Below are 25577 nucleotides of genomic sequence, written 5' to 3'. Positions count from 1 at the left end.
AAGGCTTCCGCGGAATCCGTGTGGGGAGTCCACACGGGTGCCGGGAACCCCGACCGGGAGGATTGTGCGGTGATCGTCGTCGTCGCGCCCGGACAGGGCTCCCAGACCCCCGGATTCCTCGCCCCCTGGCTCGAGGACTCCGCCGTCCGTGACCGAGTCGGGCAGTGGTCCGAGGCGATCGGCGTCGACCTGGCCGAACACGGCACGAACTCCGACGCCGACACCATCAAGGACACCGCGCTGGCGCAGCCGCTCATCGTGGCCGCCGGGCTCGTGACCGCTGACGCACTCCTCGCCGACGGCCGTCGTGACCTGGTCGGTGGGGTCGCCGGTCACTCGGTGGGCGAGTTCACCGCTGCCGCAGTCGCCGGGGTCCTCACGCCGAGCGACGCCGTCTCGCTGGTCACCGAGCGTGGCCGGGCGATGGCGGCCGCCGCCGCACTCGAGCCGACCTCGATGGCCGCCGTCCTCGGCGGCGACACCGACGAGCTCACCGCCGCACTCGAGTCCCTCGGGCTCACCGCCGCGAACCACAACGGCGGCGGGCAGACCGTGGTCGCCGGTTCCGCGGACGCCATCGCCCGTCTGGCCGAGCAGCCTCCCGCGAAGGCCCGGGTCATCCCGCTCGCGGTCGCGGGAGCGTTCCACACCCGCTTCATGGCCACCGCGGTGGACCGGGTCGCCCCCGTCGCCGCCGCTGCCGCCGTGCAGGACCCGACCCTGCCGCTCTGGACCAACGCCGACGGCTCCCGGGTCGAGGACGGCCGTCACTTCGTCGACCTCATGGTCCGCCAGATCGCCAGCCCCGTGCACTGGGACGCCGTGATGACCTCGTTCCAGCAGGCCGGCGTCACCGGCATCATCGAGCTCGCTCCCGCCGGTGCGCTCGTCGGTCTGGCGAAGCGTGGACTCCGGGGCACGCCGACCGTGGCGATCAAGACGCCGGACGACCTGCCCGCCGCGGTCGAGTTGCTCCAGAGCGCCGCCGCCGACAGCACCGAGGGCACCCGATGACCGACACGAGCAGCACCACCGACGCCGGCAGCACCGACGACGCAAGCAGGACCGACGCGCCCACGGGCCTCCCGTCCGGCGTCCGCCCGGTCCTCGCCCAGCGGCGTGGCCACGAGTTCACCCGCATCCTCGCCTTCGGCGCCGCGCGCGGCGAGAACACGGTCCCGAACGAGGACCTGATCGGACCGATCGACTCCTCCGACGAGTGGATCCGCCAGCGCACCGGCATCGTGACCCGGATGCGAGCCGGAGGCGACGTCGAAGCGGTGGACCTGGCCGAGACGGCCGCGCGCGAGGCGTTCGCGAAGTCCGGCCTGACGCCCGACCAGATCGGTGTCGTGCTCGTCGCGACCGTGACGCACTCGGTCGCCACGCCGTCGCTGGCCTCGCTGCTCGCCGAGCGGATCGGTGCCACGCCGGCCGCCGCGTACGACATCAGCGCCGCGTGCGCCGGGTACGCGTACGGCATCGCCCAGGCCGACTCGTTCATCAAGTCCGGCATCGCCGACCACGTGCTCGTCATCGGCGCCGAGAAGCTCAGCGACGTCGTCGACCCGACCGACCGCTCGATCTCGTTCCTCCTCGGGGACGGGGCGGGGGCGGCGGTCGTCGGTCCGAGCGAGTTCGCCGGCATCGGCCCGAGCATCTGGGGCTCCGACGGCTCGAAGTGGGATGCGATCGGCATGACCGCGACCTACAAGGAGTGGGCCGCGGGCGCGCCCCGCCCGACCATGCGTCAGGCCGGTCAGACGGTGTTCCGCTGGGCGGTCTGGGAGATGGTCAAGGTCGCTCGTCAGGCACTCGAGGCCGCCGGCGTCCGTGCCGACCAGCTCTCGGCGTTCGTGCCGCACCAGGCGAACATCCGGATCATCGACGAGTTCGCGAAGCAGCTCGGCATCCCGGACACGGTGGCCATCGCGCGCGACATCACCACCACCGGCAACACCTCCGCCGCGAGCATCCCGCTCGCCACGCACCGCCTGCTCTCCGAGCACCCGGAACTGTCGGGCGGACTCGCCCTCCAGATCGGTTTCGGCGCCGGACTCGTGTTCGGCGCGCAGGTGGTCGTCCTCCCCTAGTCCCACGCGCCTCCGGGCGCGGGCAGTGCCCGTGCCCTAGGCTGTCCCACGGTCAAACGACACCCCCCTCAAGGAGAACACTCATGGCCCTGTCCAACGAAGAAGTCCTCGCCGGCCTGGCCGAGCTGATCAACGACGAGACCGGTATCGCTACCGACACCGTCGCCGCAGACAAGTCGTTCACCGACGACCTCGACATCGACTCCATCTCGATGATGACCATCGTCGTGAACGCCGAAGAGAAGTTCGACGTCAAGATCCCCGACGAAGAGGTCAAGAACCTCAAGACCGTCGGCGACGCCGTCGACTTCATCGTCAAGGCCCAGGCCTGAAACGAGCTTCCTGAGCGCCGCGGGCCGCTGACCCTCGAGTCATGGCCTGCGGCGCTCGTCTTGTCCCTCGCAGAAAGAACCGTCGTTCATGACCAAGAGAACCGTCGTCGTCACCGGGATCGGTGCGATCAGTCCCCTCGCTGCGACCGCCAAGGAATCCTGGGCGGCGCTGCTCGCCGGCGAGTCCGGTGTCACCCGCATCGAAGACCCGCGCTACGCCGAGTTGGAGCTCCCCGTCGAGTTCGCCGGCCAGGCGCGCCGCTTCGTCACCGACCAGCTCACCCGCCCCGAGTCGAAGCGCCTGGACCCCTCGTCGCAGCTGTCGCTCATCGCCGCACGTGAGGCCTGGGCCGACGCCGGCATCAACGCCGAGACCGTCGTCCCGGAGCGTCTCATCGTCGACTGGGCCACCGGCATCGGCGGCGTCAATACGCTGCTCGACGCGTGGGACACCCTGCGTGAGCGCGGTCCCCGTCGTGTCCTGCCGATGACCGTCCCGATGCTCATGGCGAACGGTCCCGCCGCCGCCATCGAGATGGAGTTCGGCGCCCGTGGCGGCGCCCGCACCTACCTGTCCGCGTGCGCCTCGAGCACCGAGTCGCTCGCCGAGGCGTACCGCCACGTCGCGTTCGGCGATGCGGACATCGTCATCGCCGGTGGCGCCGAGGCCGCGCTGCACCCGCTGCCGCTGGCCGCGTTCGCCGCGATGCAGGCGCTGTCCCGCCGGAACGACTCCCCCGAGACCGCCTCCCGTCCCTACGACGTCACACGCGACGGCTTCGTGCTGGCCGACGGTGCCGCTGCGCTGATCCTCGAGACCAAGGAGCACGCCGAGGCCCGCGGTGCGCACATCTACGCCGAGGTCGCCGGGTCCGGCATCACCTCAGACGCGTTCCACATCACCGCACCGGACCCCGAGGGTTCCGCGGCCGCCCGTGCCGTCATCATGGCGCTCGAGCACGCCGACGCCAGCCGCGAGGACGTCGCGCACGTCAACGCCCACGCGACCTCCACCCCGGTCGGCGACGTGGCCGAGTACCACGCCATGCGTCGTGTCTTCGGCGACCACCTCGACTCCGTCGTCGTGTCCGCCACGAAGGCGTCGACCGGGCACCTGCTCGGTGGGGCCGGCGCGATCGAGGCGGTCTTCACCGTCCTCGCGCTCGAGAACCGGGTCGCCCCACCGACGATCAACCTCACGGAGCAGGACCCGGAGATCGTGATGGACGTCGCGACCGCGCCGCGCGACCTGCCCCAGGGGGATCTGCTCGCGGTGAGCAACTCGTTCGGCTTCGGCGGGCACAACGCCGTGGTGGCGTTCCGTTCGGTCTGATCCACGTTCCGGCCCGGAGGCCCGTCTCGCGTCGCGGGGCGGGCCTCCTGTTCGTCCGGGCCGGCCGGGCTCTGCGGGCGCACGCCGTGCGGTCACGACACCCCGCTCACCTCCCACCAACCGTCGGTCTGGAGACCCGCAACCGACAGAACGTGACCGCTCGGCGACAGGTGCCGGGCGCGTCCACTCCGGCGCACACACCCCGGCGCACCCCACCCAGCGCACCCCACCCAGCGCATGCCCGGAACGCCGAACGCCGCCCCGGAGGACGGCGTTCGGTGTGACGGGAGGAACGTGGACACTCAGCCGACGCGGTGCAGCCAGACGACGGGGTTGCCCTCGGCAGCGTGGCGGAAGGGCTCGAGCTCGTCGTCCCAGGCCTGCCCGAGCGCGAGCCGGAGCTCCCGGTGCAGCTCGAGGGCGTTGCTGCCGGCGATCTCCATCGCGTAGCGGATGCGGTCCTCGGGGACCACCATGTTGCCGGTGACGTCGGTCTGCGCGTAGAAGACGCCGAGGTCGGGCGTGTGCATCCAGCGTCCGCCGTCGGAGTCGGTCGTCGCGTCCTCGGTGACCTCGAAGCGCAGGTGCTCCCACCCGCGGAGCGCAGAGGCGATCGCCGCACCGGACCCGATCGGCCCGGACCAGGTGAACTCGGTGCGGCGCGAACCGTCGAGTGCGGGCTGGTCGAGCCACGAGAAGTTCACGGCGCGGTTCATCGCGCGACCTGCTGCCCATTCGACGTGCGGGCAGAGCGCGCGTGGTGAGGAGTGCACGTAGAGCACTCCTGACGTTGACCCAGTCACGATTCCTCCGATCGTCAGGTGCGACTTCCCCATCGACCTGTACAGCGGAGGACCCGTTCGGGACCATCGGTATGCGATTGTGATGTCCCGGAGGACACGCTCATCATGACAGGTGCCGACTGGGAACGGCAACCATCCGCACCATGTCCGTGGAGAACCGCAGGCCCCGAACCACGGAGCAGGCCGGACCGAGCGTGCTAGGAGAGCTCCTGGCGCGGGTAGATGACCTTCTGCACGATGATGATCACCGACGCCGCTGCCGGCACCGCGACGAGGGCGCCGAGCACCCCGCCGATCGTGGCACCGGCGACCGCGGCGATGACCACGAGCGCACCCGGCACCTGGACGGCCCGCGACATGATGCGCGGCGAGATGATGTAGGCCTCGACCTGCATGTAGACGAGGTAGTAGATCGCTGCGGCCAGCGCCGTCGCGGGTGACGCGAAGAAGCAGAGCAGCGAGATGAGGACGGCCGCACCGAGCGTCCCGACCAGCGGGATGAGCGAGCCGAGGAACGCGAAGGACGCCAGCAGCACCGGCAGCGGTGCACCGATGACGAGCAGCCAGATGATGCTGAGCACACCGTTGATGCCTGCCTGGGTGATCTGCCCGACCACGTACCGGCCGACGGACGAGGTCACCTGCTCGCTCACCTCGACGAAGTTGTCGCGGCGTGAGGCCGGGACGAAGCGGTAGACCATCGTCTTCAGGCTGCGCATCGAGGCGAGGAAGTAGAGCATCAGGATGATGACGATGAGCGCACCGGTCAGTCCCGACAGGATGCCGGTGCCGACCGCCAGGATCCCGCCGCCGAGGCTGAGCAGGTTGCCCGGGTTCTCGACGAACTTCTGCGCGGATTCGAGTGCGTGATCGACGTCGAACGAGCCCTCGAACTGCCGCGCCAGGTCCTGCACCCACCCCTGCTCCGAGATGTCCCCGACGATCTCCGGGAAGTTCTGCACCAGGTTGGTGGCCTGGTTCACCAGGATCGGCACGATCGCGAACACGACGCCGACGAACGCCCCGAGCACGACGACCACCACGATGAGGATCGCCGCCCACCGCGGGATGTACCGCTCGAGCAGGGTGACGAGCGGGTCGAGGCCGAGTGCGATGAACAGCGCCACGCCGATGTACACGAGCACCGTGCTCAGCTCGTGGACGAGCGAGCCGGCCAGCAGCGCGACGAGCACCCCGATCGCACCCATGAACCCGATGCGGAAGGCGTTCACGCGCACGCCCGTGCCCGCCCGGCTCACCTCGAACATCACGTTCGGGGTGGGCGCGTGACTCGTGTCTTCGGGAGGGCGCTTCTTGGACGGCAGGTGCACGTAGGGCGGGCGGGACTTGAACCCGCGAATCGTTCGGTTATGAGCCGACTGCCTTGACCAGCTTGGCTACCGCCCCTCGGGGGCCGAGGCCACCGGCTCCCCACGATACAGCGCCTCGAACGTCGAGAGCGTGCGGTTGATGTCGTGTGCCTCGATCATGGTCAGGCTGCGCTGCCGCATGTCCTGGTACTCGGCGTCCGGCGCGGTCAGCACCGAGGTGAGCTTCGCCGCGAGGTCGTGCTCGTCGCCCGGGGTGAACAGGTACCCGTTGCCGTCGATCAGGTGCGGCAGCGCCATCGAGTCCGCCGCCACGACGGGCAGGCCGGAGGCCATCGCCTCGAGCGACGAGATGCTCTGCAGTTCCGCGGTGGACGGCATCACGAAGACGGACCCCTCGGTCAGCGTCCGGAGCTTCACCTCGTCGGACACGAACCCGAGGAACCGGACCCGGTCCTCGACCCCGAGCTCCTCCGCGAGGGCGGTCAACTTCGGGATCATGTCGCCGTCGCCGACGATCGTGAAGCGGGCGTCGAGCGAGGCGGGCAGCAGCGGGAGGGCCCGGACCATGACGTCGAGGTTCTTCTCCGGCGCGACCCGGCCGACGAAGACGATGTCGTTGACCGCGGCACGCCCGGTCGCCGGCGTGTAGCGGGAGGCGTCGATCCCGCACGAGATCGCGAGCACCGGCTGCCCGGCGATGGCGTCACGCAGGTAGTCGGCGGCGAGCTCGGTCGGTGTGGTGATCGCTTCGGCCAACCGGTAGGTCTTCGCCGCGTCCGCCCAGGCGATCTTCAGCGCGAGCGGCGTCGTGCGCTTGCCGAACGGCGTGTACTCGAGCAGGTTCTCCGGCATGAAGTGGTTGGTGCCGATGATCCGGATCCCCCGGTCGTGCGCTTCGCGGGCGACACCGCGGCCGACGACGATGTGGGACTGGATGTGCACGACGTCGGGCTGCAGCGCCGCGATGATCGGCGCGGTGTGCTTGCGGACCGTCCAGGGCCAGGCGAAGCGGTACCACTCGTGGGCGGGCCACCGGTACGAGGCCAGGCGGTGCACCGTGAGCGTCACGCCCCGGTACTCCTCGTCGAACGACCCGGCGTGCCACCGGTTCCAGGACGGGGCGATGACGTGCACCTCGTGCCCACGTGCGGCGAGGCCGAGGGCGAGCTCCTCGGTGAAGGTCGCGGCACCGTTCACGTCGGGCGCGAAGGTGTCGGCGGCGATGAGCACCCGCAGCGGCCGTCGCCCTCCGGTGGCGGCCGTGGTGTCGGTCGTCTCGGTCGTGGCGTCTGCTGACACGGCGGGGGTCGTCCTCTCGTCGCGAACGCCGGCGCGCGTGGTCGTCGTACGCCGGTCTGGTCGGTTCGGAACGCTACCGCACCCCTCTGGCCGCCCGCCTCAGCCGCGCGGCGGACCCGCGTCATCCCCCGGTACGGCACCGAGCGTCGGACGCGGGCAGGGAGACGGACGGGAGGCGCGCCTCCCGTCCGTCGTCACCGTCGCGAGTCGGGGTGGTGCTTCGCCAGGAGGAACACCCCGGTGATCGCGATCGCACCGGCGACGAGGAAGCCGATCCCGGCACCGACGGGAGCGCCGGCGGCCTCGTCCAGGACGATGACACCGATCCCGACGGCGACGATCGGATCGACGACCGTCAGGCCCGCGATCACGAGGTCGGCCGAACCGCTCGAGTAGGCGTTCTGCACGAAGTACGCGCCGACGGCCGAGGCGACGACGACCCCGACGATGGCGAAGGCGGTGACCCAGTCGAAGGTGCCGTTGACGATGCGGTTCAGCGTGACCTTCGCCAGGGTCGCGACGAAGCCGTAGAGGATGCCCGCGCCGATGATGTAGTACAGCGCGTTGCGCCGCTTGGCGACCAGACGGAACGAGATCACTACGAGCGTCAGGACGACCGCCAGGACCACCAGCACCGTGATGAGCTGCCCGCGGCCGATCGGGCTCTCGCGGCCGTAGAGCGCGGCGATGAGCACGAACAGCCCGACGCCACCGATGCACGTCCACACGGCACGGCGAGCGCGGGTGCCGAGCGGGACGCCCGAGCTCCGCGACGAGAACCACGTCGTGACCACGAGGGCCACGGCACCGAGGGGCTGCACGACGATGAGCGGCGCGTAGGTGATGCTCACGAGCTGGAGCACGATCGCAGCACCGAGCATCAGCGTGCCGAGCACCCAGTTGCCGCTGCCGAGGAGCGCGAGGACGTGGCGGACCGACAACCCCTTCGACTGCTGCCCGAGACGCGCCTCCACCCGCTGCACCCCGCGGCTCTGGAACTGCGCGCCGAGCGACAGGAACACGGCGCCGACGAGGGCGACGGGGATCATGAGCGCCTGGAACGGGGTCAGGTTCTGCACCACGTCGGGGATCGGCAGGTCCGGTGTCACGGGTCGAGGCTATCCGACGCGCGCAGATACCCTGGTTGCATGGCCGTCCTCCCGATCCGGATCACCGGTGAACCCGTCCTGCACACCCCCGCGACCGAGGTGACCGTCTTCGACGACGACCTGCGCACACTCGTGGCCGACATGTTCGAGACGATGGACCTGGCGCCGGGCGTCGGGCTCGCCGGTCCGCAGGTCGGGGTCGGCCAGCGGTTGTTCGTCTACTCGTGGACCGACGACGACGACGTGCTCTGGCGCGGCGTCGCGATCAACCCGGTGCTGTGGACCACTCCCCCGGTGCCGGAGTCGATCGAGGAACTCGACGAGGACGACGAGTCCGAGGGGTGCCTGTCCGTACCCGGGGAACGGTTCCCGCTCCGCCGTTCCGGGTCAGCGCTGCTGCGGGCCGTCGACGAGCACGGCGAGCCGTTCGAGATCGAGGCGCACGGCTGGCTCGCCCGCGTGTTCCAGCACGAGTACGACCACCTCGACGGCGTCCTGTACGCCGACCGACTCGTCCACCCGTACGCCAAGCAGGTGCAGAAGGCGATCCGCAAGGCCAGCTGGGGTGGCCCGGGCCAGTCGTGGCTGCCGGGGCGCGACCACCCCGAGGGCTGACCGCAGCAGCGTCAGCCGCGGTGCGCGTCCAGTGCGTCCCGGAGTCGTGCCATGTCCGGATGTCCCGGGCAGTACCGCTCGAGTCCGGCGGCCACGTGTTCCTGCTCGACGGTCTCGACCGCCGAGCGCCACGGCCCGGTCCCACTGACCGCGCAGCCCGCGGCGAGTTCCTCGAGCGTGGCGTCTCCCTGAGCGGCGTCGACTGCAGACTGCTGCTGTGCCGACGGGACCGTGCCCGTGATCGGGGCGGCCGTGCACGAGGTGCGCCGGTCCTGCCACACAGCGGACGAGGTCGTGTAGGTCTGGACCTCCGGACCGTCACCGACGGTGCAGGTGAACGCGAAGACGATCGGCGAGGTGCCGGTCGGAGCGGAGGACCCCGACGGCGCCGTGGTCGCTGTGGCCGCCGACCCGCTGGCGGCGTCGGCGCGCGCCTCGGTCTCGGTCGACGAGCACCCGGTGAGCGCGGTGGCAGCGACTCCGAGCGCGAGCACGGCGACGAGCGTCGTGGAGCGTCGAGGTCGGAGGAGCACCTGTGGACGTTAACAGGTTCCGCCGGCACCTCGGCTGTGGAAGCGCACCACGACGCCCGGGAACCGCGGACACTCTGGCCCGGGCCGCGCGGTGACACGAGCGCCAGGAGTACCAGGGAACAGGAGCGCAGGGCCCGCGGTAGGAACGAAAAGGCCCCCACCCCGGAGGGTGAGGGCCTGTCGCTCCCCGAGTTGGACTCGAACCAACAACCTGCCGGTTAACAGCCGGCTGCTCTGCCAATTGAGCTATCGAGGATCACTGTCCGCTTGAACAGCAGGTGAAACTGTAGCAGACCCCCGAGTGGCACCGGGACATCGGCGGTGCATCCCGGGCGTGGCGTCCGGGACCGGCGGATCAGTACCCCGCGGCCGGGTCCACGACGCCCACGAACCCCGTGCCGTCACCGTCGAGGAACGCCCGCACGTTCGTGCCGACCCGCTCGGCCAGGAGCGGTGCGACCATCTCCGGGGTGTCCGCCTGGTGCGGCGTGATGAGCGCGCCCGGCTCGCTCCACAGCGGGTGTCCGTCCGGCAGCGGCTCCGGGTCGGTCACGTCGAGTCCGGCCGCGGTGATCGCCCCGGAGCGCAGCGCGTCCACGAGGGCGTCGGTGTCGACGAGTCCCCCGCGCGCGATGTTCACCAGACGGGCGTGGTCCGGCATGATCGCGAACTGGTGCGCGCCGAGCAGCTTCGACGTGTCCGCGGTCATCGCCGCCGCGACCACGACCACGTCGGCGTCCGGCAGGACCGAGTCGAGCTGGTCCGTGGTGACGGTCCGCGCTGCCCCGGGCACAGCCTCCGACGACCGGCGGACGACGGTCACGCGGACGTCGAACGGCGCCACGAGCCGCAGGTACTCGAGCGCGATCCCGCCCGCGCCGATGAGCACCACGTGCCGCCCGTACAGCGACATGCCCTCGGGCTCCCGGGACCAGGTGGCGGTCCGGGCGCGCTTCTGCAGCACGCGGAGCGTCGCGAGGGTCAGGGCCAGCGCGTGCTCGGCGACCGGTTCCGCGTAGGCGCCCTTGGCCGAGGTGAAGAGCACGCGGTCGCCGTGCTCGGCGATCAGGTGCGCGAAGGCGTCGACGCCCGCGAACGGCAGCTGCACCCAGGTCACCCCGGGCGTGGTCGTCAAGGCGTCCTGCAGGCCGTCCGGATCGCCGGCGTCGAGCCACACGATGCCGCGGGTGTCGTCGCCCAGGTCGGCCAGGCTGCCGCCGGCGCGGCGCACCGCGTCCTCGTGCAGTGCGGTCGACGTCGGCAGGATCGTCACCGACCCGGGCGTCGGGATGCCGACCGGCAAGGGTCGCCCGGCGTCGGTCACCACCGCGCGGTGACCCCGTGCCTGCTGCTCGCCGGCGCCTGTCGCACCGCTCGTGCCCGTCGCACCGCTCTTGTCTGTCGCACCGCTCATGCCTGCCGCACTCCTCCGCGGCCGGCCGTGGCCGGCTTGCGCTTCACCGGTCGCGACGCCGTCGCCGCGAGTGTCCTGACGTACGGGTCCAACGGGTTGTCGAGGACCTCGTCGAAGGTGCCGAGCCCGACGAGTCGTCCCCCGCTCATGACCGCGACCCGGTCCGCCAACGCCCGTGCTTCACGGAGGTCGCTCGAGACGACGATCGCGGCGAACTGGCGGTGCCGCTGGAGGCTGGCCAGGGCCTCCAGGACGGACTGGCGGACGAGCACGTCGACGCCGCGCGCGGGTTCGTCCGCGACGAGCAGCTCCGGCTCGAGGACGAGCGCACGGGCCAGGGCGACGCGCTGGCGCTGCCCGCTGGACAGCTCCCACGTGTTGAGCCGGAGCACACCGAGCGGCAGGTGGACCGCGTCGACCAGACGGGCGACGATGAGTCCGGCTTCCTTCCGGTCGAACCGGCGGTCGCGGGCGTAGATCGGTTCGGCGATCGCCTCGCCGACGAGCAGGTCCGGACGCAGCCGGTCCGCGCCGTCCTGCGGCAGGTAGCCGATCTGCCCGGTCAGGCGGGTGTAGCGCCGCGAGGACTGCCGGAGCCGACGTGTCGGCTGGCCGAGCACGCTGAGCTCCCCGCCGACGATCCGACGACGGTGCGCGCCCTCCCCCTCGCCGTGCGTCCCGAGCTGTCCGGCGACGGCGGCGGCGAAGGTGGACTTCCCGGAGCCGGACTCGCCGAGCACCGCGAGGATCTCACCCCACCCGAGCGTCAGGCTCACGCCGTCGACCGCGCGGATCGGGTTCTTCACCGGCCCGCCCCGGTACTCGATGCTGACGTCGTCCGCGACGACGGCCGGACCGTTCTCCCCGGTCATGGAACCCCTTCTCCTGCCGCGCGCGCCCTGCCGCGGTCCACACCGGACGGGAGGCCCGGACCACTCGTCCGCGCGACGTGCGTCGCGGACGTGGCCGGGCCTCCTGGCTGGTCGGGGTGCACCCGACGGTGTGTCACCGTCGGTCAGGCCCCGGCCTGCTCCAGTCGCTCCAGCGTACGCCGTCGCTCCGCCTGCTCCGTCGGGTCCGGCACCGGCAGCGAGGCGAGCAGCCGCCGCGTGTACGGGTGCTGCGGGGCGCCGAGCACCTCGGCCGTGGTGCCGGTCTCGACCAGGTCACCGCGGTACAGCACGGCGATCCGGTCGGACAGTGCACCCACGACGGCCAGGTCGTGGCTGATGAACAGCGACGCGAAGCCGAAGTCCTGCTGGAGCTCGAGGAACAGCTCCAGCACGCGCGCCTGGACCGACACGTCGAGCGCGCTCGTCGGCTCGTCGGCGATGAGCAGCTTCGGCCGGAGCGCCAGCGACCGCGCGAGCGAGGCACGCTGCCGCTGTCCGCCGGAGAGCTCGTGCGGGTACCGGTCGCCGTACGCGGCGGGCAGCTGCACGGCCTCCATCAGCTCGTCCACCTGCTTGCGCGCGGCACGGGGCGACGAGGCGACCCCGTGCACGACGAGCGGCTCGGCGACGCACTCGGCGATCGTCAGCAGCGGGTTGAAGGAGGTCGCCGGGTCCTGGAAGACGAACCCGATGTCCTTCCGCAGCCGCTTGAAGTCGCGCTCCTTGTACCCGAGCATCTCGGTGCCGAGGACGTTGAGCGAGCCACCGGTGATCTTCGTCAGGCCGGCGATGGCGCGACCGATGGTGGTCTTGCCCGAGCCGGACTCCCCCACCAGGCCGAGGACCTCACCGGGCCGGATCGCCAGGTCGACGCCCTTGACCGCGCGGAACGCGGGCGAGCCGAGCCGCCCCGGGTACTCGATCTCGAGCCCCTTCGCGGACACGACCGGCTCGACGTCCTCGGTGATGAGGGCACGACGGGCGACGCCGGTCGATGCCTCGAGCCGGGGCACGGCGGCGAGGAGGCGCTTCGTGTAGTCGGCCTGCGGTGCGGCGAAGAGCTGCTCCACGGGGGCTTCCTCGACGACCTCGCCCTGGTACATCACGGCGACGCGGTCGGCCAGGTCGGCGACGACGCCCATGTTGTGCGTGATGATGACGATCGCCGCGCCGAACTCGTCGCGGCACCGGCGGAGCAGGTCGAGGATCTCGGCCTGCACCGTCACGTCGAGGGCGGTGGTCGGCTCGTCGGCGATGATGACGCTCGGCTCGAGGGCGAGCGCGCTCGCGATGACGACGCGCTGCTTCTGTCCCCCGGAGAACTGGTGCGGGTAGTGGTCGACGCGCGTCTCCGGGTCGGGGATGCCGACGCGACGCAGGTAGTCGATCGCCTTCGCGCGGGCCTCCTTCTTGGAGACACCACCGTGTGCGCGCAGCCCCTCGGCGATCTGCCACCCGACCGTGAACACCGGGTTGAGCGCCGTCGACGGCTCCTGGAAGACCATCGCACCGGCGGTGCCGCGCAGCTCACGCAGCTTCTGGGAACCCACCGCGACGACGTCGGTGCCGTCGAGCAGGACCGCACCGCCGAGCGTCGCGGTCTCGGGCATCAGCCGGAGCATGCTCCGCGCCGTGACCGACTTGCCCGAGCCGGACTCGCCGACCAGCGCGAGGACCTCGCCGGGGCGGACGTCGATGCTGACGCCCTTGACCGCGTCGACGGCGCCGCCGTCGGTCGCGAAGGTGACGGTGAGGTCGTCGACGACGACCACCGGGTCGGCCGCGGTGCGGCCCGTGTCGGACGGGAGGCCCGTGGTGCTGCCGGTCATGCTGCTGCCCCTTCCGCGTTGGTCGCCTTGTCGCGCGTGGAGACCAGCTGCTTCAACCGCCGGCGTGCGCGCAGGCGGGGATCGGAGATGTCATTGAGGCTCTCGCCGATGAACGTCACACCGAGGACGAGCAGCACGATCGCGATGCCCGGGAAGACGCCGGTCCACCAGACGCCGCTCGCGACGTCGGACAGTGCACGGCTGAGGTCGTAGCCCCACTCGGCGCCCTGGGTCGGGCCGATGCCGAACCCGAGGAAGCCGAGGCCGGCCAGGGTGAGCACCGCATCGCTCGCGTTCAGGGTGAGGATCAGCGGCAGCGACCGGGTCGAGTTCCGCAGCACGTGCCGCGTCATGATGCGCCACGGGTTCGTGCCGATGACCCGGGCCGACTCGACGAAGGCGTCGTTCTTCAGGCGCACGGCCTCGGCACGGACCACCCGGAAGTACTGCGGTATGTAGACGACGGTGATCGAGATCGCCGCCGCCGTGATGCCGCCCCAGTAGGTCGACCGGCCGCCGGAGACCACGATCGAGACGACGATCGCGAGCAGCAGCGACGGGAACGCGTAGATCGCGTCGGCGACGACCACGAGCACGCGGTCGAGCCAGCCGCCGATGTACCCGGAGACCATGCCGAGGACGACTCCGATCGCGATGGAGACCACCACCGCGACGATGACGACGAGCACCGCGGTGCGCGCGCCGTAGACGACGCGACTGAACACGTCGAGGCCGCCGACGGTGGTACCCCAGATGTGCTCGGCGCTCGGGGCGCCGGTGCGGGGGAAGTTCACGCCGTCGGCACCCTGCTGGTCACCGAAGCCGTACGGCGCGATGAGCGGGGCGAAGACCGCAACGAGCAGGTAGAGGGCGCAGATGACCACGCCGACGATGAGCATGGCGCGCTGCCATCCGGTGCTCCGACGGAGCTGGACGACGACGGGGAGCCGCTTCCACAGCGGCTCGTGGCGGTCGACGAGGGTGATGTCGGACATCGTCAGAACCTCACTCTCGGGTCGATGAGCGCCGCGACGACGTCGACGACGAAGTTCGTGACGGCGACGATCACCGCCAGCATCGCGACGATGCCCTGCACGGCGACGAAGTCACGGGCGGAGAGGTACTGGTTGAGCTCGAACCCGAGCCCCCGCCAGCCGAAGGTGGTCTCGGTGAGCACCGAGCCGCCGAGCAGCATCGCGATCTGCAGGCCCATCACGGTGATGATCGGCACGAGCGCCGGACGGAACGCGTGCGTCCGGACGAGCCGGGACTCGCGCACACCCCGGGAGCGGGCGGCGTCGACGTACTCGGACCCGAGGGAGCCGATCATGTTCGCCCGCACCAGTCGGAGGAAGATGCCGGCGGTCAGCAGGCCGAGCGTCAGCGCCGGCAGGACCGCGTGCTGCAGGACGTCGCTGATGATCTGGCCGTTGCCGGTGCGGATCGCGTCGATGAGGAACACCCCGGTGGGGTTCTCGATCCGGTCCAGGATGAGTTGCACCCGGGTCGAGGCCCGGTCACCGAGCGGCAGCCACCCGAGCCACACCGAGAACACGAGCTTGAGCAGCAGGCCACCGAAGAACACCGGCGTCGCATACGTCAGGATCGCGAGGGCACGGAGCAGCACGTCGGGCCACTTGTCACGCAGGTAGGCGGCGAGCATGCCGAGCGGGATGCCGAGCACCAGGGCGACGATGAGGGCGTAGAACACCAGTTCCGCCGTCGCGCCGCCGTACTGCAGGATGATCTCGGTCACCGGGCGGTTGTCGGTGACGGACGAGCCGAAGTCGCCGCGGACGATCTGCCCGAGGTACTCGATGTACTGGACGATCACCGGGCGGTCGTAGCCCGCGGCGTGCAGGCGTTCCTGCAGCTGCGTGGGCGTGAGCCGCCCGCCGACCGAGGCGGTGATCGGGTTCCCGACGACACGCATCAGGAAGAAGACCAGTGTCACCAGGATGAACACGGTCGGGAAGATCAGGAGGAAGCGGATGAGGATGTACCGGCCGAGTCCGCCGCCCTGTCCCTTGGCACGTCGCTGTGCCTGGGGTTTCGTGGGCTCGGTCTCGATCGCCTCTGGGTTCGTGAGGGTCACGGGGTCTGTGCCTTTCGCATGACGCCGAGAGGGGGCGCTCCTCGTGGGAGCGCCCCCTTCCGTGCGTCTGGTTACTTGGTGATGGTCCCGTAGCGGAACTTGAAGGACGCGTCGAGGGTGACACCCTTGACGTCCTTGCCGGCCACGGCGACCGACTTGCCCTGCAGGAGCGGCAGGGTCGAGATCTGCTCGGCCTCACGCTGCTGGGCCTTCTCGATGATCGCGGCACGCTTGTCGGCGTCCGACTCTTCCTGCTCGTCGGCGATCAGACCCTGGATGGTCGGGTCGTCGTAGTGGTTCTGCACGAAGTTGTCCTTCGTGAAGAACGGCGAGAGGTAGTTGTCGGCGTCCGAGAAGTCCGGGAACCAACCGAGCTGGTACAGCGGGTAGGCGTCCTTCGTGCGCTCCACGGCGTAGGTCGTGTAGACCGTCGACTGGATGTTCACGGTGAACAGGCCGGAGTCCTCGAGCTGGGTCTTCAGCGTGGCGTACTCGTCGTCCGAGGCCGAGCCGTAGTGGTCCGGCGAGTACTGGATGTCGAGCTCGATCTTGCCCGAGACACCGGCGTCGGCCAGCGTCTTCTTGGCCCTGTCGACGTCCGGCGCACCGTTGCCGTCACCGTAGAGCGACTTGAACGGCGTCGCGGCACCGGTCAGACCGTCCGGCACCATCGAGTAGACGGGCGTGTAGGTGTCGTTGTAGACCTCCTTGGCGAGCTCGTCACGGTCGACGACGTCCGCGACGGCCTGGCGCACGGCCAGTGCCTTCGCGTCGTCGGCGTCGCTCTGGCCGGTGCCGAAGGGCTGCGTCTTGAAGTTGAAGACCACGTAGCGGATCTCGCCGCCGGGGCCGTCGATGACCTGCAGCTTCGAGTCCTTGCGGAGCGAGGAGATGTCGGTCGGGGTCAGGGAGCGGTACGCCACGTCGACGTCGCCCTTCTGGACCGCGAGCTTCAGGTCGGTCTCCTTGGTGAAGTACTGGGCGGTGACGTCCTTGGTCTTCGCCTTGTCGAGGACACCGTCGTACTTGTCGTTCGCCTCGTACGCGATCAGGTCGTTCTCCTTGTAGGAGGTGATCTTGTACTGGCCGGCGAAGGCGTTGCCCTTGACGATGTCGTCCGCGCTGGTGAGCTTCGTCGCCGAGAACACGTCCTCGTCGACGATCGGACCGGCGGGGCTGGAGAGCACCTGCGGCCAGGTCTGGTCGGCGTGGTCGAGGTGGAAGACGACCGTCGTGGCGTCCGGTGTGTCGATGCTCTTGAGGTTCGCGAGCAGCGACCACGGGCCGTTGTCGTTCTTGATCTTCAGGTCACGCTCGAACGAGAACTTGACGTCGCTCGAAGTGAGCTTGTTGCCGTTCGCGAACTCGAGACCCTTCTTCAGGGTGACCTCGTACGTGGTCGGGTCGGTGAACTCCGCCTTCGTGGCGATGTCCGGCTCGACGTCCGGGCTGCCCGTCGGGGTGTTCATGAGGAACGGGAACACCTGGTTCTGCACGGCGAACGAGCCGTTGTCGTACGAGCCGGCCGGGTCGAGCGACGTGATCTTGTCGGTCGTGCCGATGATCAGGCCGTCGAGGTCGCCGGAGCCACCGCTGGTGCCGCCTGCGCAGCCGGTGAGGACGAGCGCGGTCGCCGCGGCGCCGGCGCCGAGTGCGAGGGTGCGCTTGCCCCATGTGGAAACGGATGCCATGTCCGATTGCCTCTCTGATGTGGTTGCAGGAGTCCTGGGACCGAGTGGAACGGGCTGTGTCCGGTCGCAGGGACGTTCAATGGTCACACCCTGCCAGACATCAGGAGGCACCGGGGACCGATTGTTTACACCGCTGTAACGCAGGATCGCGCCTGCGAGCGCATGATCGGAGGCAGTGTGCCCGGCGCGGCGCGCAGCTTCCTTGCGCCCTGACGTCGACTGTTGCGTGGGGCAACTCCTGGGTTCCGCGGGGATCGCGGGCGCCCCGGGCACACTCGACACTCCTCGGCAGGGCGAGGCGCCGCGGTGCGTTCAGGCGCCGGGAGTGTCCGCGCGGAGCCGCATCCGCTGGGCGTCGAGGTCCATCAGCTGGCGCTGCACATCTGCCCGACGCTCCTGGTCGGACGGGTCGGTGCGCTGCAGTTGTCCGAGCAGCGATGCCTTCCGCGCGAGCAGGTCGCGTTCCACCAGGGCCACCACGATGCCGCGGCAGTAGATCGCCAGGTCCTCGTCCGAGCGGGCGGGGATCGGTGCGAGCGCGAGCTCCTGCACGAGGGAGCGGAACGGTGCCGGTACGTCGCCGAGCAGCTTGTCGAGCCACGCCCGGTCCCCCACCGCGTCGATGTTCGCGATGACGGCGTCGCGGACGACCGAGAGCATGCGCGCCGAGAACGTCGCCGACGCCGCCAGCGCGAGCAGTGGGACGCCGACGGACTGCGGCTGCTGCACCATCGCCATCACCGCGTCGCGCTCCATCCGCGCGATCGGGTCGTCCGGCAGCGACCGGATGCTCGCCTGCGGTTCCTCTGGCACGACCGGACCATCACCGTTGTGTCCGGAACCGTTGGTCCCGTTGCCGGAACCGTTCTGCCCGGCGCCGGACGCGCCTCCCGCACGAGAGCCCTGCCCGCCGTCCGCCGGACGCCGACGGACCGCGGCGACCGCACGGCGGACGTCCTCGATTTCCATCCCGAGCCAGCCGGCGGTGTTCCGGATGTAGCCGTCCGCAAGGGCTCGGTCGCGGATGTCCGCGATGACGGGGGCGCACTCGCGGAGCCCGCCGACCCGGCCCTCGACGGTGTCCAGGTCGTGGCCGTCGAGCCGGCGGCGGATCATGAACTCGAACATCGGGCGGCGGTTCTCCACCAGGCGGCGGATCGCGTCGTCCCCACGGGCCAGTCGGAGGTCGCACGGGTCGAGCCCGCCCGGGGCGACCGCGACGTACGTCTGCGAGGCGAACCGCTGCTCCTCGGCGAACGCGCGGGAGGCGGCGCGCTGCCCCGCCTCGTCCGGGTCGAACGTGAACACGATCTGCCCGAGCTGCGAGACGTGCTGTCCGGCGGAGTCGCCGAGCATCGGGCGGAGGACCTTGATGTGGTCGACGCCGAACGACGTGCCACAGGTGGCGACCGCGGTGGTGATGCCGGCGAGGTGGCACGCCATGACGTCGGTGTAGCCCTCGACGATGACGACCTGCTTGCCCTTCGCGATCTCCTTGCGGGCCAGGTCGAGCCCGTAGAGCACCTGGCTCTTGTGGTAGATCGGGGTTTCCGGCGTGTTGAGGTACTTCGGGCCCTTGTCGTCCTCGAGCAGGCGACGGGCACCGAAGCCGATCGTCGCCCCGGTGACGTCGCGGATCGGCCACATCAGGCGTCCGCGGAACCGGTCGTACGGGGAACGGTCACCCTGGCTGACGAGCCCGGCGGCGACGATCTCGTCGATGCTGAACCGCAGGCCGCGGAGGTGGTCCTTGAGCGCGTCGAACGACTTGGGGGCGAAGCCGACGCCGAAGTGCTGCGCTGCGGCCGGGTCGAAGCCGCGCTCCCCGAGGAACCGGCGTGCCGGCTCTGCGGCGGCCGTGGTCAGCTGCGCGGTGAAGAACGCCAGCGCGGCCTCGTTCGCCGCGATCAGCCGGGCCCGGGCGTTGTAGTCGGTGCGAGGGCCGTCGCCCTCTTCGTAGTGGAGCGTGAAGCCGATCTTCGCGGCCATCCGCTCGACGGCCTCCTGGAAGGTCGTGTGGTCCTGCGACATCAGGAAGCTGAAGACGTCGCCGTCCTCGCCGCAGCCGAAGCAGTGGTACCGGCCGACCTGGGGGCGGACGTGGAACGACGGGGTGCGCTCGTCGTGGAAGGGACACAGGCCCTTGAGCGAGCCGACGCCGGCGGACTTCAGCGTGACGTAGTCGCCCACGACGTCGGCGATGTTGACGCGCGCGCGGACCTCGTCGATGTCGTTCCGCGCGATCAGCCCTGCCACCCGACGATTCTAGTTCGGCGCGCCGACGACGACCGACCGGCGTGGACGGCGGTGGTCGGCGACGACTCAGACCGCGATGTGGACGGGCTCGCGCTCCCCCACGACCAGGCGCTTGTGCCACGCCAGGGCACCCTGGTCCGTGAGGCTGGCGACCTGGTCGACGACGGCGCGGAGCCGCCCGGCGTCGTCCCCGGCGGCGCGCCAGTCGGCGGCGAACCCGGGCTCGAGCGCCGAGTCCGCACGCGCGGCGATCGCATCGAGCAACTCGGTCAGGATCCGTCGTTGGTCCTCGTAGACGGGCTGCCGGTCCCCCTGCGTCATCACGAACGCCGCGACGATGCCCTTGAGAACGGCGATCTCGCCGATGATCTCCGGCGGGGTGACCACGCTCGCCGCGAACCGGACGAGCGACCCGGAGGCGTACGCCTGCCGCGTGGCGGTCGTCGCGGTGCGGGCGAACCGGCCGATGAGCTGACTGGTCAGGTTCTTCAGACGGGCCTGGTCCTGCCGGGAGCCGTCGTAGGCGGTCATCCAGAGCGACATCCCACGCAGCCGGTCGAACGCCTCGAGCAGTTCGTCGCGGCTGAGGTCGTCGCCCACCCACGCGTGCATGGCGGTGACGATGTCGTTCTCGCCGACTCGGTCCCCAAGCGCTGCGACGTCGATGAAACCCGCGACCACGGCGTCCTCGAAGTCGTGCACCGAGTACGCGATGTCGTCGGACAGGTCCATCACCTGGGCCTCGATGCAGCGCTGCCGACGGGGTGCGCCGGCGCGGAGCCAGGCGAACGCCTCGTGGTCGTCGTCGTAGAAGCCGAACTTCGTGCGCCCGGACGATGCTTCGCCGACGCCCTGGGACGCCGGCCACGGGTACTTGCAGCTGGCGTCGAGCGAGGCGCGCGTCAGGTTCAGTCCGTAGGCGCGTCCGTCGTCGCCGTAGACCTTCGGCTCGAGCCGGGTGAGCAGTCGGAGGGTCTGCGCGTTGCCCTCGAACCCGCCGATGCCGGCGGCCCAGGCGTTGACCGCGGTCTCGCCGTTGTGGCCGAACGGCGGGTGACCGATGTCGTGCGCCAGGCATGCCGTGTCGACGACGTCCGGATCGAGCCCGAGGCTGTCGGCGAGCTCTCGCCCGACCTGGGCGACCTCGAGCGAGTGCGTCAAGCGGTTCCGAGCGAAGTCCAGGCCCGTCGTCGGGCTGAGCACCTGGGTCTTCGCGGCCAGGCGTCGCAGCGCACTGGAGTGCAGCAGGCGGGCACGGTCGCGGGCGAAGTCGCTCCGCCGGTTGCCGTGTTCCTCGGGGAACCAGCGGTCGGCGTCGGCCGGGCCGTACGACGAGGTGGCGCTCATCCGCCGCTGTGGTGCATCTCGGCGGCGGCCAGGACCTTGCGGAACTCCGAGTCGACGTCGCGGCTCTCGAGCCAGCGGTCCGGCAGTGCGGTCCGCTTCGCGTGACCGGCACGACCACGCGGGCCCTCGACGTCGGCGCCGGGGTAGGGCGCGGTCCAGTCGAGCTGGCCGAGCAGGTCGTCGATCTCCTGCAGGCTGGAGGCCATCGCCAGGCCGGAGCGGACCTCGCCACCGATCGGGTAGCCCTTGAAGTACCAGGCCACGTGCTTCCGGATGTCCCGGCAGCCGTGCTCTTCCGACTCGAAGAACTCGACGAGCAGTTCGGCGTGCCGACGGAAGGCGACCGCGACGTCGCCGAGGCTCGGCGCCGCACGGAGGTCCTCGCCACGGAACGCCGCTGCCAGGTCGCCGAACAGCCACGGGCGACCGAGGCACCCACGACCGACGACCACGCCGTCGCAGCCGGTCTCGTCGACCATCCGCAGGGCGTCGGCGGCCGACCAGATGTCCCCGTTGCCGAGGACCGGGATGTCGGTGATCGTCTCCTTGAGGGTCGCGATGGCCGACCAGTCGGCCTGCCCGGAGTAGTGCTCGTTGGCGGTGCGGGCGTGCAGCGCGACGCTCGCGACACCGGCGTCACGCGCGATGCGGGCGGCGTCGAGGTAGGTCAGGTGGTCGCCGTCGATGCCCTTGCGCATCTTCACGGTGACCGGGACGTCGCCTGCGGCCTTGACGGTCTTCGTGACGAGGTCGCGGAACAGGTCGAGCTTCCACGGCAGTGCCGCTCCACCGCCCTTGCGCGTGACCTTCGGCACCGGGCACCCGAAGTTGAGGTCGATGTGGTCCGCGCGGTCTTCACCGACCAGGATCGTGGCGGCTTCGGCGACGGTGTTCGGCTCGACGCCGTACAGCTGGATCGACCGCGGGGTCTCGGACTCGTGGTGCCGGATGAGCCGCATCGACTCGGGCGTCCGCTCGACCAGGGCACGGGACGTGATCATCTCGCACACGTACAACCCGGCGCCGTACTCACGGCAGAGGCGGCGGTACGCCATGTTCGTGATGCCGGCCATCGGGGCGAGCACGACGGGCGCATCGACCTGGATCGGGCCGATGCGCAGTGGTGCTGCTGCTGCTTGTGTGATCGTCATACGACCTCCATTCTCCCACGTCGTCGCCCGCGGGTAGCGTTCTCCACATGACCGTTCCGGATGCCGTCACCCGCTTCGACTCCGACGCCGCCGCCCGCGGCCTCGACGTGCAGGTCGTCGAACGTCCTGCGGCCGACTCCCTCGAGGGCGCGGCGGCCCTGCTCGGCATCGACCCGGGCGACATCGTCAAGACGCTCGTGGTGAAGCGGCACGACGGCGGCTTCCTGCTCGCGCTCGTCCCCGGCGGCCGGAGCATCGCGTGGAAGAAGCTCCGCACGGTCGTCGGCGTGAACAAGCTCTCGATGCCCGATGCGGCGACCGCCCTCGATGCGAGCGGCTACGAACGCGGCACCATCACCCCGATCGGCGCGACCGGTGACCTGCCCGTCTTCGCCGACGAACGGGTGCTCGGGCGACGGATCGCCCTCGGTGCCGGGCGGCACGGGGCCAGCGCCTTCGTCGACGGCGATGCCCTCGTCGCCGCCTACGGCGCCACGGTCGCCGACATCACCGACGAAGAACCCGTCCGCCCCTGACGGGCGTCGCGCAGCGCGCCGGTCGCGCCCCACTGCGCACGTCGCACCGGTCGCGCCCCGCCGCGCACGTCGCACCGATCGCCCGCCGCTGCGCATGTCGCGCCCCGCTACGCGTCGCGCCCCGTCGGAACGGGGCGCGATGAGCGGACCGGGGCGCGATGAGCGGACCGGGGCGCGATGAGCGGACCGGGGCGCGGCGTCGCGTACCGCGACGGCAGACGCCGAACGAGGCGCTGCGTCGCGGACGGTGACGGCGGACGCCGTCAGTCCGGGACCTCGGACCAGTCCCCCTCGGCGCCCGGCACGAAGCACGAGTCGCCCTCGCAGACGGGAGCGCCGCCGGGCGTGACGAACGTCAGCAGGGCGGGTCGTCCCTCTCCCCACGAGCTCGGCCGCCCCGCCGCTTCGCGACGCGTCGGTAACGGCTCGCGTGGGCCCAGGCCGGCCGGGAGGCCCGACCCGTCCCCGGCAGCCACCCACGCGCCCGTCATCGGGTCGCCCCGGCATCCGCTGCCGCGTCGTCGTCGGCGCGCTGGGCTGCCTCGGCGACCTCCTGCGGCGTCGACTCACGGAGCGCGACGACCTGGCGGAGGACCTGCTCGAACGCAGCCGGGTCCTGCGCGCCCGAGACGCCGTACTTGCCGTCGATCACGAAGAACGGCACGCCGTTGATGCCGTACGCCTGCGCCTGGGACTGGTCGGCGCGGACCGCGGCGAGCTGGCGGTCCTCGCGGAGGGTGGCGAGCACCTCGTCGCGGTCGATGCCGACCTCGGCGGCGAGGTCGGCCAGCGAGTCGTCCTGCCCGACGTGCTCGCCCCGCTCGAAGTACGCGGCGAAGAGGCGTTCGACCATCTCGAGCTGCTTGCCGTGCTGCTTGGCGAGGTGGATGACCTGGTGCGCCTTGACCGTGTTCGTGTGGCGGAGGGCGTCGTAGTCGTAGTGCAGGTCGACCTGGGCGGCGATGCCGGCGACCGTGTCGATCATCTGCTGCGCCTGCTGCACCGGCAGGCCCTTGTGCTGCGAGAGGAACTCGGCCTCGGTGCCCTCGAAGTCGACGGGGGTGTCCGGGCTGAGTTCGAAGGAGTGGTACTCGACCTCGACCGGGCCGCCGAAGGCGGAGACGCCCGCTTCGAACTTGCGCTTGCCGATGTAGCACCAGGGGCAGGCGATGTCCGACCAGACATCGACCTTCACGGAGTCGTCCATGCTGAGCCCAACGCGCGCCGGTGCCGCGCATTCCCGGCGGCACGGCGACACGGCGGGCACGGCGGGCACGGCGGGCACGGCGGGCACGGCGGGCACGGCGTCGTCCGGCTGGGCACAACGGAAACCGCCCCGCGCCACGGGATCCCGTGGCGCGGGGCGGTTCCTGTTGAGCGAGTCCGACCGGCACCGCGCGGCCGTGACCGCGCGGCCGTGACCGGCCGCTACGCGCCGAGCAGCCGCTCGGCCAGGAAGCCCTGCAGGCGGTCGAGGCCGACGCGCTCCTGGCCCATGGTGTCGCGCTCGCGCACCGTGACGGCCTTGTCCTCGAGCGTGTCGAAGTCGACCGTGATGCAGAACGGCGTACCGATCTCGTCGTGGCGCCGGTAGCGACGGCCGATCGCGCCCGCGTCGTCGAAGTCCACGTTCCACGTCTTGCGCAGGTCGTCGGCCAGGCCGCGGGCGACCGGCGACAGCTGCTCGTTGCGGGACAGCGGCAGGACCGCGGCCTTCACGGGCGCCAGGCGCGGGTCCAGGCGCAGGACGGTGCGCTTGTCGACGCCGCCCTTCGCGTTCGGGGCCTCGTCCTCGTGGTAGGAGTCGAGCAGGAACGCCATGAGCGCACGGGTCAGGCCGAAGGACGGCTCGATGACGTACGGCACGTACTTCTCGTTCGCGGCCTGGTCGAAGTAGCGGAGGTCCTGCCCCGACGCCTCGATGTGGTTCTTCAGGTCGAAGTCGGTACGGTTCGCGACGCCCATGAGCTCGCCCCACTCGGTGCCGGCGAACCCGAAGCGGTACTCGATGTCGGCGGTCGCGTCGGAGTAGTGCGCCCGCTCACCGTCCGGCACGTCGAAGCGGCGGAGGTTCTCCGGGTCGATGCCGAGGTCCGTGTAGAACGCGACGGCGTCGGCGATCCACTGCTCGTAGTGCTCCTCGGCCGAGGCCGGCGGGACGAAGTACTCGATCTCCATCTGCTCGAACTCACGCGTGCGGAAGATGAAGTTGCCCGGTGTGATCTCGTTGCGGAACGCCTTGCCGACCTGGCCGATGCCGAACGGGGGCTTCATGCGGCTGGTCGTGACCACCTGCGCGAAGTCGACGAAGATGCCCTGGGCGGTCTCGGGGCGCAGGAAGTTCAGGCCCTCTTCCGACTCGACCGGGCCGAGGTAGGTCTTGAGCATGCCGCTGAACTCGCGGGGCTCGGTCCACTCGCCGCGGGTGCCGCAGTTCGGGCAGGCGATCTCGGCCATGCCGCCCTCGGGCGCGCGGCCCTTCTTCGCCTCGAACGCCTCGAGCAGGTGGTCCTCGCGGAACCGGTGGTGGCAGTGCAGGCACTCGACCAGCGGGTCCGTGAAGGTCGCGACGTGCCCGGAGGCCTCCCACACCTTGCGGGGCAGGATGACGGCGGAGTCCAGGCCGACCATGTCACCGCGGCCGCGGACGAACCGCTGCCACCACTGGCGCTTGATGTTCTCCTTGAGCTCCACACCGAGGGGCCCGTAGTCCCATGCGGAGCGGGATCCGCCGTAGATCTCCCCCGACTGGAAGACGAACCCACGGCGCTTGGCCAGGGCGATGACGCTGTCGAGACGGGAGGGCTGTGCCACGGAGAGCTCCTGTGTTCGCCGAGCTGGGTGCTCGGTGTTGCGGGCGGACCCGGCAATGCTAGCGGCCCGGGAGGCCCGTCCCGCCCCCGCCCGGACGCCTCAG

General features: G+C 70.8%; 22 protein-coding genes and 2 tRNA genes. 6 read left to right on the top strand and 18 right to left on the bottom strand.

Going from position 1 to position 25577, the window contains the following annotated elements:
* Window positions 1-69 precede the first annotated feature (69 nt).
* The 4 genes from DEJ33_RS04145 (at window position 70) to DEJ33_RS04130 (ending at window position 3758) form a co-directional block, all read left to right on the top strand.
* The gene (locus DEJ33_RS04145; protein ID WP_111194316.1) at window positions 70-1014 is read left to right on the top strand and encodes an ACP S-malonyltransferase; all 945 of its coding nucleotides are present in this window, start codon (window positions 70-72) and stop codon (window positions 1012-1014) included.
* On the top strand, window positions 1011-2093 hold the full coding sequence (locus DEJ33_RS04140; protein WP_111194315.1) for a beta-ketoacyl-ACP synthase III: 1083 nt from the start codon (window positions 1011-1013) through the stop codon (window positions 2091-2093). The genes DEJ33_RS04145 and DEJ33_RS04140 overlap by 4 nt, the downstream gene beginning before the upstream one ends.
* Window positions 2094-2176: 83 nt before the next feature.
* Window positions 2177-2425, top strand: coding sequence for an acyl carrier protein (locus DEJ33_RS04135; RefSeq protein WP_058741348.1), 249 nt, complete (start codon window positions 2177-2179; stop codon window positions 2423-2425).
* A gap of 88 nt (window positions 2426-2513) precedes the next feature.
* The gene (locus tag DEJ33_RS04130) at window positions 2514-3758 is read left to right on the top strand and encodes a beta-ketoacyl synthase (protein WP_111194314.1); all 1245 of its coding nucleotides are present in this window, start codon (window positions 2514-2516) and stop codon (window positions 3756-3758) included.
* Between the two features lie 302 nt (window positions 3759-4060).
* Here the strand turns inward: DEJ33_RS04130 and DEJ33_RS04125 are convergent, their stop codons facing one another.
* The 5 genes from DEJ33_RS04125 to DEJ33_RS04105 form a co-directional block, all read right to left on the bottom strand.
* Window positions 4061-4594 carry a DUF3145 domain-containing protein gene (locus DEJ33_RS04125; RefSeq protein WP_111076390.1) on the bottom strand — a complete coding sequence of 178 codons (534 nt, stop codon included), beginning with the start codon at window positions 4592-4594 and terminating at the stop codon, window positions 4061-4063.
* A 164-nt stretch (window positions 4595-4758) separates the two neighbouring features.
* Window positions 4759-5829, bottom strand: coding sequence for an AI-2E family transporter (locus tag DEJ33_RS04120; protein ID WP_258374499.1), 1071 nt, complete (start codon window positions 5827-5829; stop codon window positions 4759-4761).
* 64 nt (window positions 5830-5893) lie between these two features.
* A tRNA-Ile gene (locus DEJ33_RS04115) sits at window positions 5894-5968 on the bottom strand.
* A complete protein-coding gene (locus DEJ33_RS04110) occupies window positions 5959-7191 on the bottom strand; it encodes a glycosyltransferase (RefSeq protein WP_111194313.1) in 1233 nt (410 codons plus the stop codon). Before DEJ33_RS04110 ends, DEJ33_RS04115 begins: the two co-directional genes overlap by 10 nt.
* Window positions 7192-7385: 194 nt before the next feature.
* Window positions 7386-8300: a DMT family transporter gene (locus tag DEJ33_RS04105; RefSeq protein WP_181436634.1), complete on the bottom strand. Its 915-nt coding sequence runs from the start codon at window positions 8298-8300 to the stop codon at window positions 7386-7388.
* Window positions 8301-8339: 39 nt separating this feature from the next.
* On the opposite strand from DEJ33_RS04105, the gene def reads away from it, so the two are divergent.
* Window positions 8340-8915, top strand: a complete 576-nt coding sequence (gene def / locus DEJ33_RS04100; protein WP_111079442.1) for a peptide deformylase — start codon at window positions 8340-8342, stop codon at window positions 8913-8915.
* A gap of 11 nt (window positions 8916-8926) precedes the next feature.
* On the opposite strand, the gene DEJ33_RS04095 is transcribed toward def, so the two are convergent.
* The 11 genes from DEJ33_RS04095 to dusB all read right to left on the bottom strand — a co-directional run bounded on the left by DEJ33_RS04095 (window position 8927) and on the right by dusB (window position 22124).
* The gene (locus DEJ33_RS04095; protein ID WP_111194312.1) at window positions 8927-9448 is read right to left on the bottom strand and encodes a hypothetical protein; all 522 of its coding nucleotides are present in this window, start codon (window positions 9446-9448) and stop codon (window positions 8927-8929) included.
* 183 nt (window positions 9449-9631) lie between these two features.
* Window positions 9632-9704: transfer RNA gene (locus DEJ33_RS04090), tRNA-Asn, on the bottom strand.
* Between the two features lie 99 nt (window positions 9705-9803).
* Window positions 9804-10715: a D-isomer specific 2-hydroxyacid dehydrogenase family protein gene (locus DEJ33_RS04085; protein ID WP_375342140.1), complete on the bottom strand. Its 912-nt coding sequence runs from the start codon at window positions 10713-10715 to the stop codon at window positions 9804-9806.
* A gap of 143 nt (window positions 10716-10858) precedes the next feature.
* Window positions 10859-11734, bottom strand: coding sequence for an ATP-binding cassette domain-containing protein (locus tag DEJ33_RS04080; protein WP_111079448.1), 876 nt, complete (start codon window positions 11732-11734; stop codon window positions 10859-10861).
* A gap of 143 nt (window positions 11735-11877) precedes the next feature.
* The gene (locus DEJ33_RS04075) at window positions 11878-13584 is read right to left on the bottom strand and encodes an ABC transporter ATP-binding protein (RefSeq protein WP_111079450.1); all 1707 of its coding nucleotides are present in this window, start codon (window positions 13582-13584) and stop codon (window positions 11878-11880) included.
* Entirely contained in the window at window positions 13581-14579 is a 999-nt protein-coding gene (locus tag DEJ33_RS04070; protein ID WP_111194310.1) for an ABC transporter permease, read from the bottom strand. The genes DEJ33_RS04075 and DEJ33_RS04070 overlap by 4 nt, the downstream gene beginning before the upstream one ends.
* A 2-nt stretch (window positions 14580-14581) precedes the next feature.
* Window positions 14582-15679 carry an ABC transporter permease gene (locus tag DEJ33_RS04065; protein ID WP_110903163.1) on the bottom strand — a complete coding sequence of 366 codons (1098 nt, stop codon included), beginning with the start codon at window positions 15677-15679 and terminating at the stop codon, window positions 14582-14584.
* 71 nt (window positions 15680-15750) lie between these two features.
* Window positions 15751-17370 carry an ABC transporter substrate-binding protein gene (locus DEJ33_RS04060; RefSeq protein WP_111194309.1) on the bottom strand — a complete coding sequence of 540 codons (1620 nt, stop codon included), beginning with the start codon at window positions 17368-17370 and terminating at the stop codon, window positions 15751-15753.
* A 312-nt stretch (window positions 17371-17682) separates the two neighbouring features.
* On the bottom strand, window positions 17683-19626 hold the full coding sequence (gene dnaG / locus DEJ33_RS04055; protein WP_111194308.1) for a DNA primase: 1944 nt from the start codon (window positions 19624-19626) through the stop codon (window positions 17683-17685).
* Between the two features lie 66 nt (window positions 19627-19692).
* Window positions 19693-20973 (bottom strand): deoxyguanosinetriphosphate triphosphohydrolase, encoded by a 1281-nt coding sequence (locus DEJ33_RS04050; protein ID WP_111079460.1) that lies wholly within the window; start codon window positions 20971-20973, stop codon window positions 19693-19695.
* On the bottom strand, window positions 20970-22124 hold the full coding sequence (dusB, locus tag DEJ33_RS04045) for a tRNA dihydrouridine synthase DusB (protein WP_111194307.1): 1155 nt from the start codon (window positions 22122-22124) through the stop codon (window positions 20970-20972). Before dusB ends, DEJ33_RS04050 begins: the two co-directional genes overlap by 4 nt.
* Before the next feature lie 47 nt (window positions 22125-22171).
* On the opposite strand from dusB, the gene DEJ33_RS04040 reads away from it, so the two are divergent.
* A complete protein-coding gene (locus tag DEJ33_RS04040; RefSeq protein WP_110903158.1) occupies window positions 22172-22660 on the top strand; it encodes an aminoacyl-tRNA deacylase in 489 nt (162 codons plus the stop codon).
* A 487-nt stretch (window positions 22661-23147) separates the two neighbouring features.
* On the opposite strand, the gene DEJ33_RS04030 is transcribed toward DEJ33_RS04040, so the two are convergent.
* Together DEJ33_RS04030 and DEJ33_RS04025 are read right to left on the bottom strand one after the other, a co-directional pair.
* The gene (locus DEJ33_RS04030) at window positions 23148-23867 is read right to left on the bottom strand and encodes a DsbA family protein (protein WP_111194305.1); all 720 of its coding nucleotides are present in this window, start codon (window positions 23865-23867) and stop codon (window positions 23148-23150) included.
* Between the two features lie 221 nt (window positions 23868-24088).
* Window positions 24089-25474, bottom strand: a complete 1386-nt coding sequence (locus DEJ33_RS04025; RefSeq protein ID WP_111194304.1) for a glycine--tRNA ligase — start codon at window positions 25472-25474, stop codon at window positions 24089-24091.
* Window positions 25475-25577 lie beyond the last annotated feature (103 nt).

The sequence above is a fragment of the Curtobacterium sp. MCPF17_047 genome (assembly GCF_003234045.1).
GTDB lineage: Bacteria > Actinomycetota > Actinomycetes > Actinomycetales > Microbacteriaceae > Curtobacterium.
Note: the sequence above shows the minus strand (reverse complement) of the source record. Positions and strands in the feature narration are given on the sequence as shown.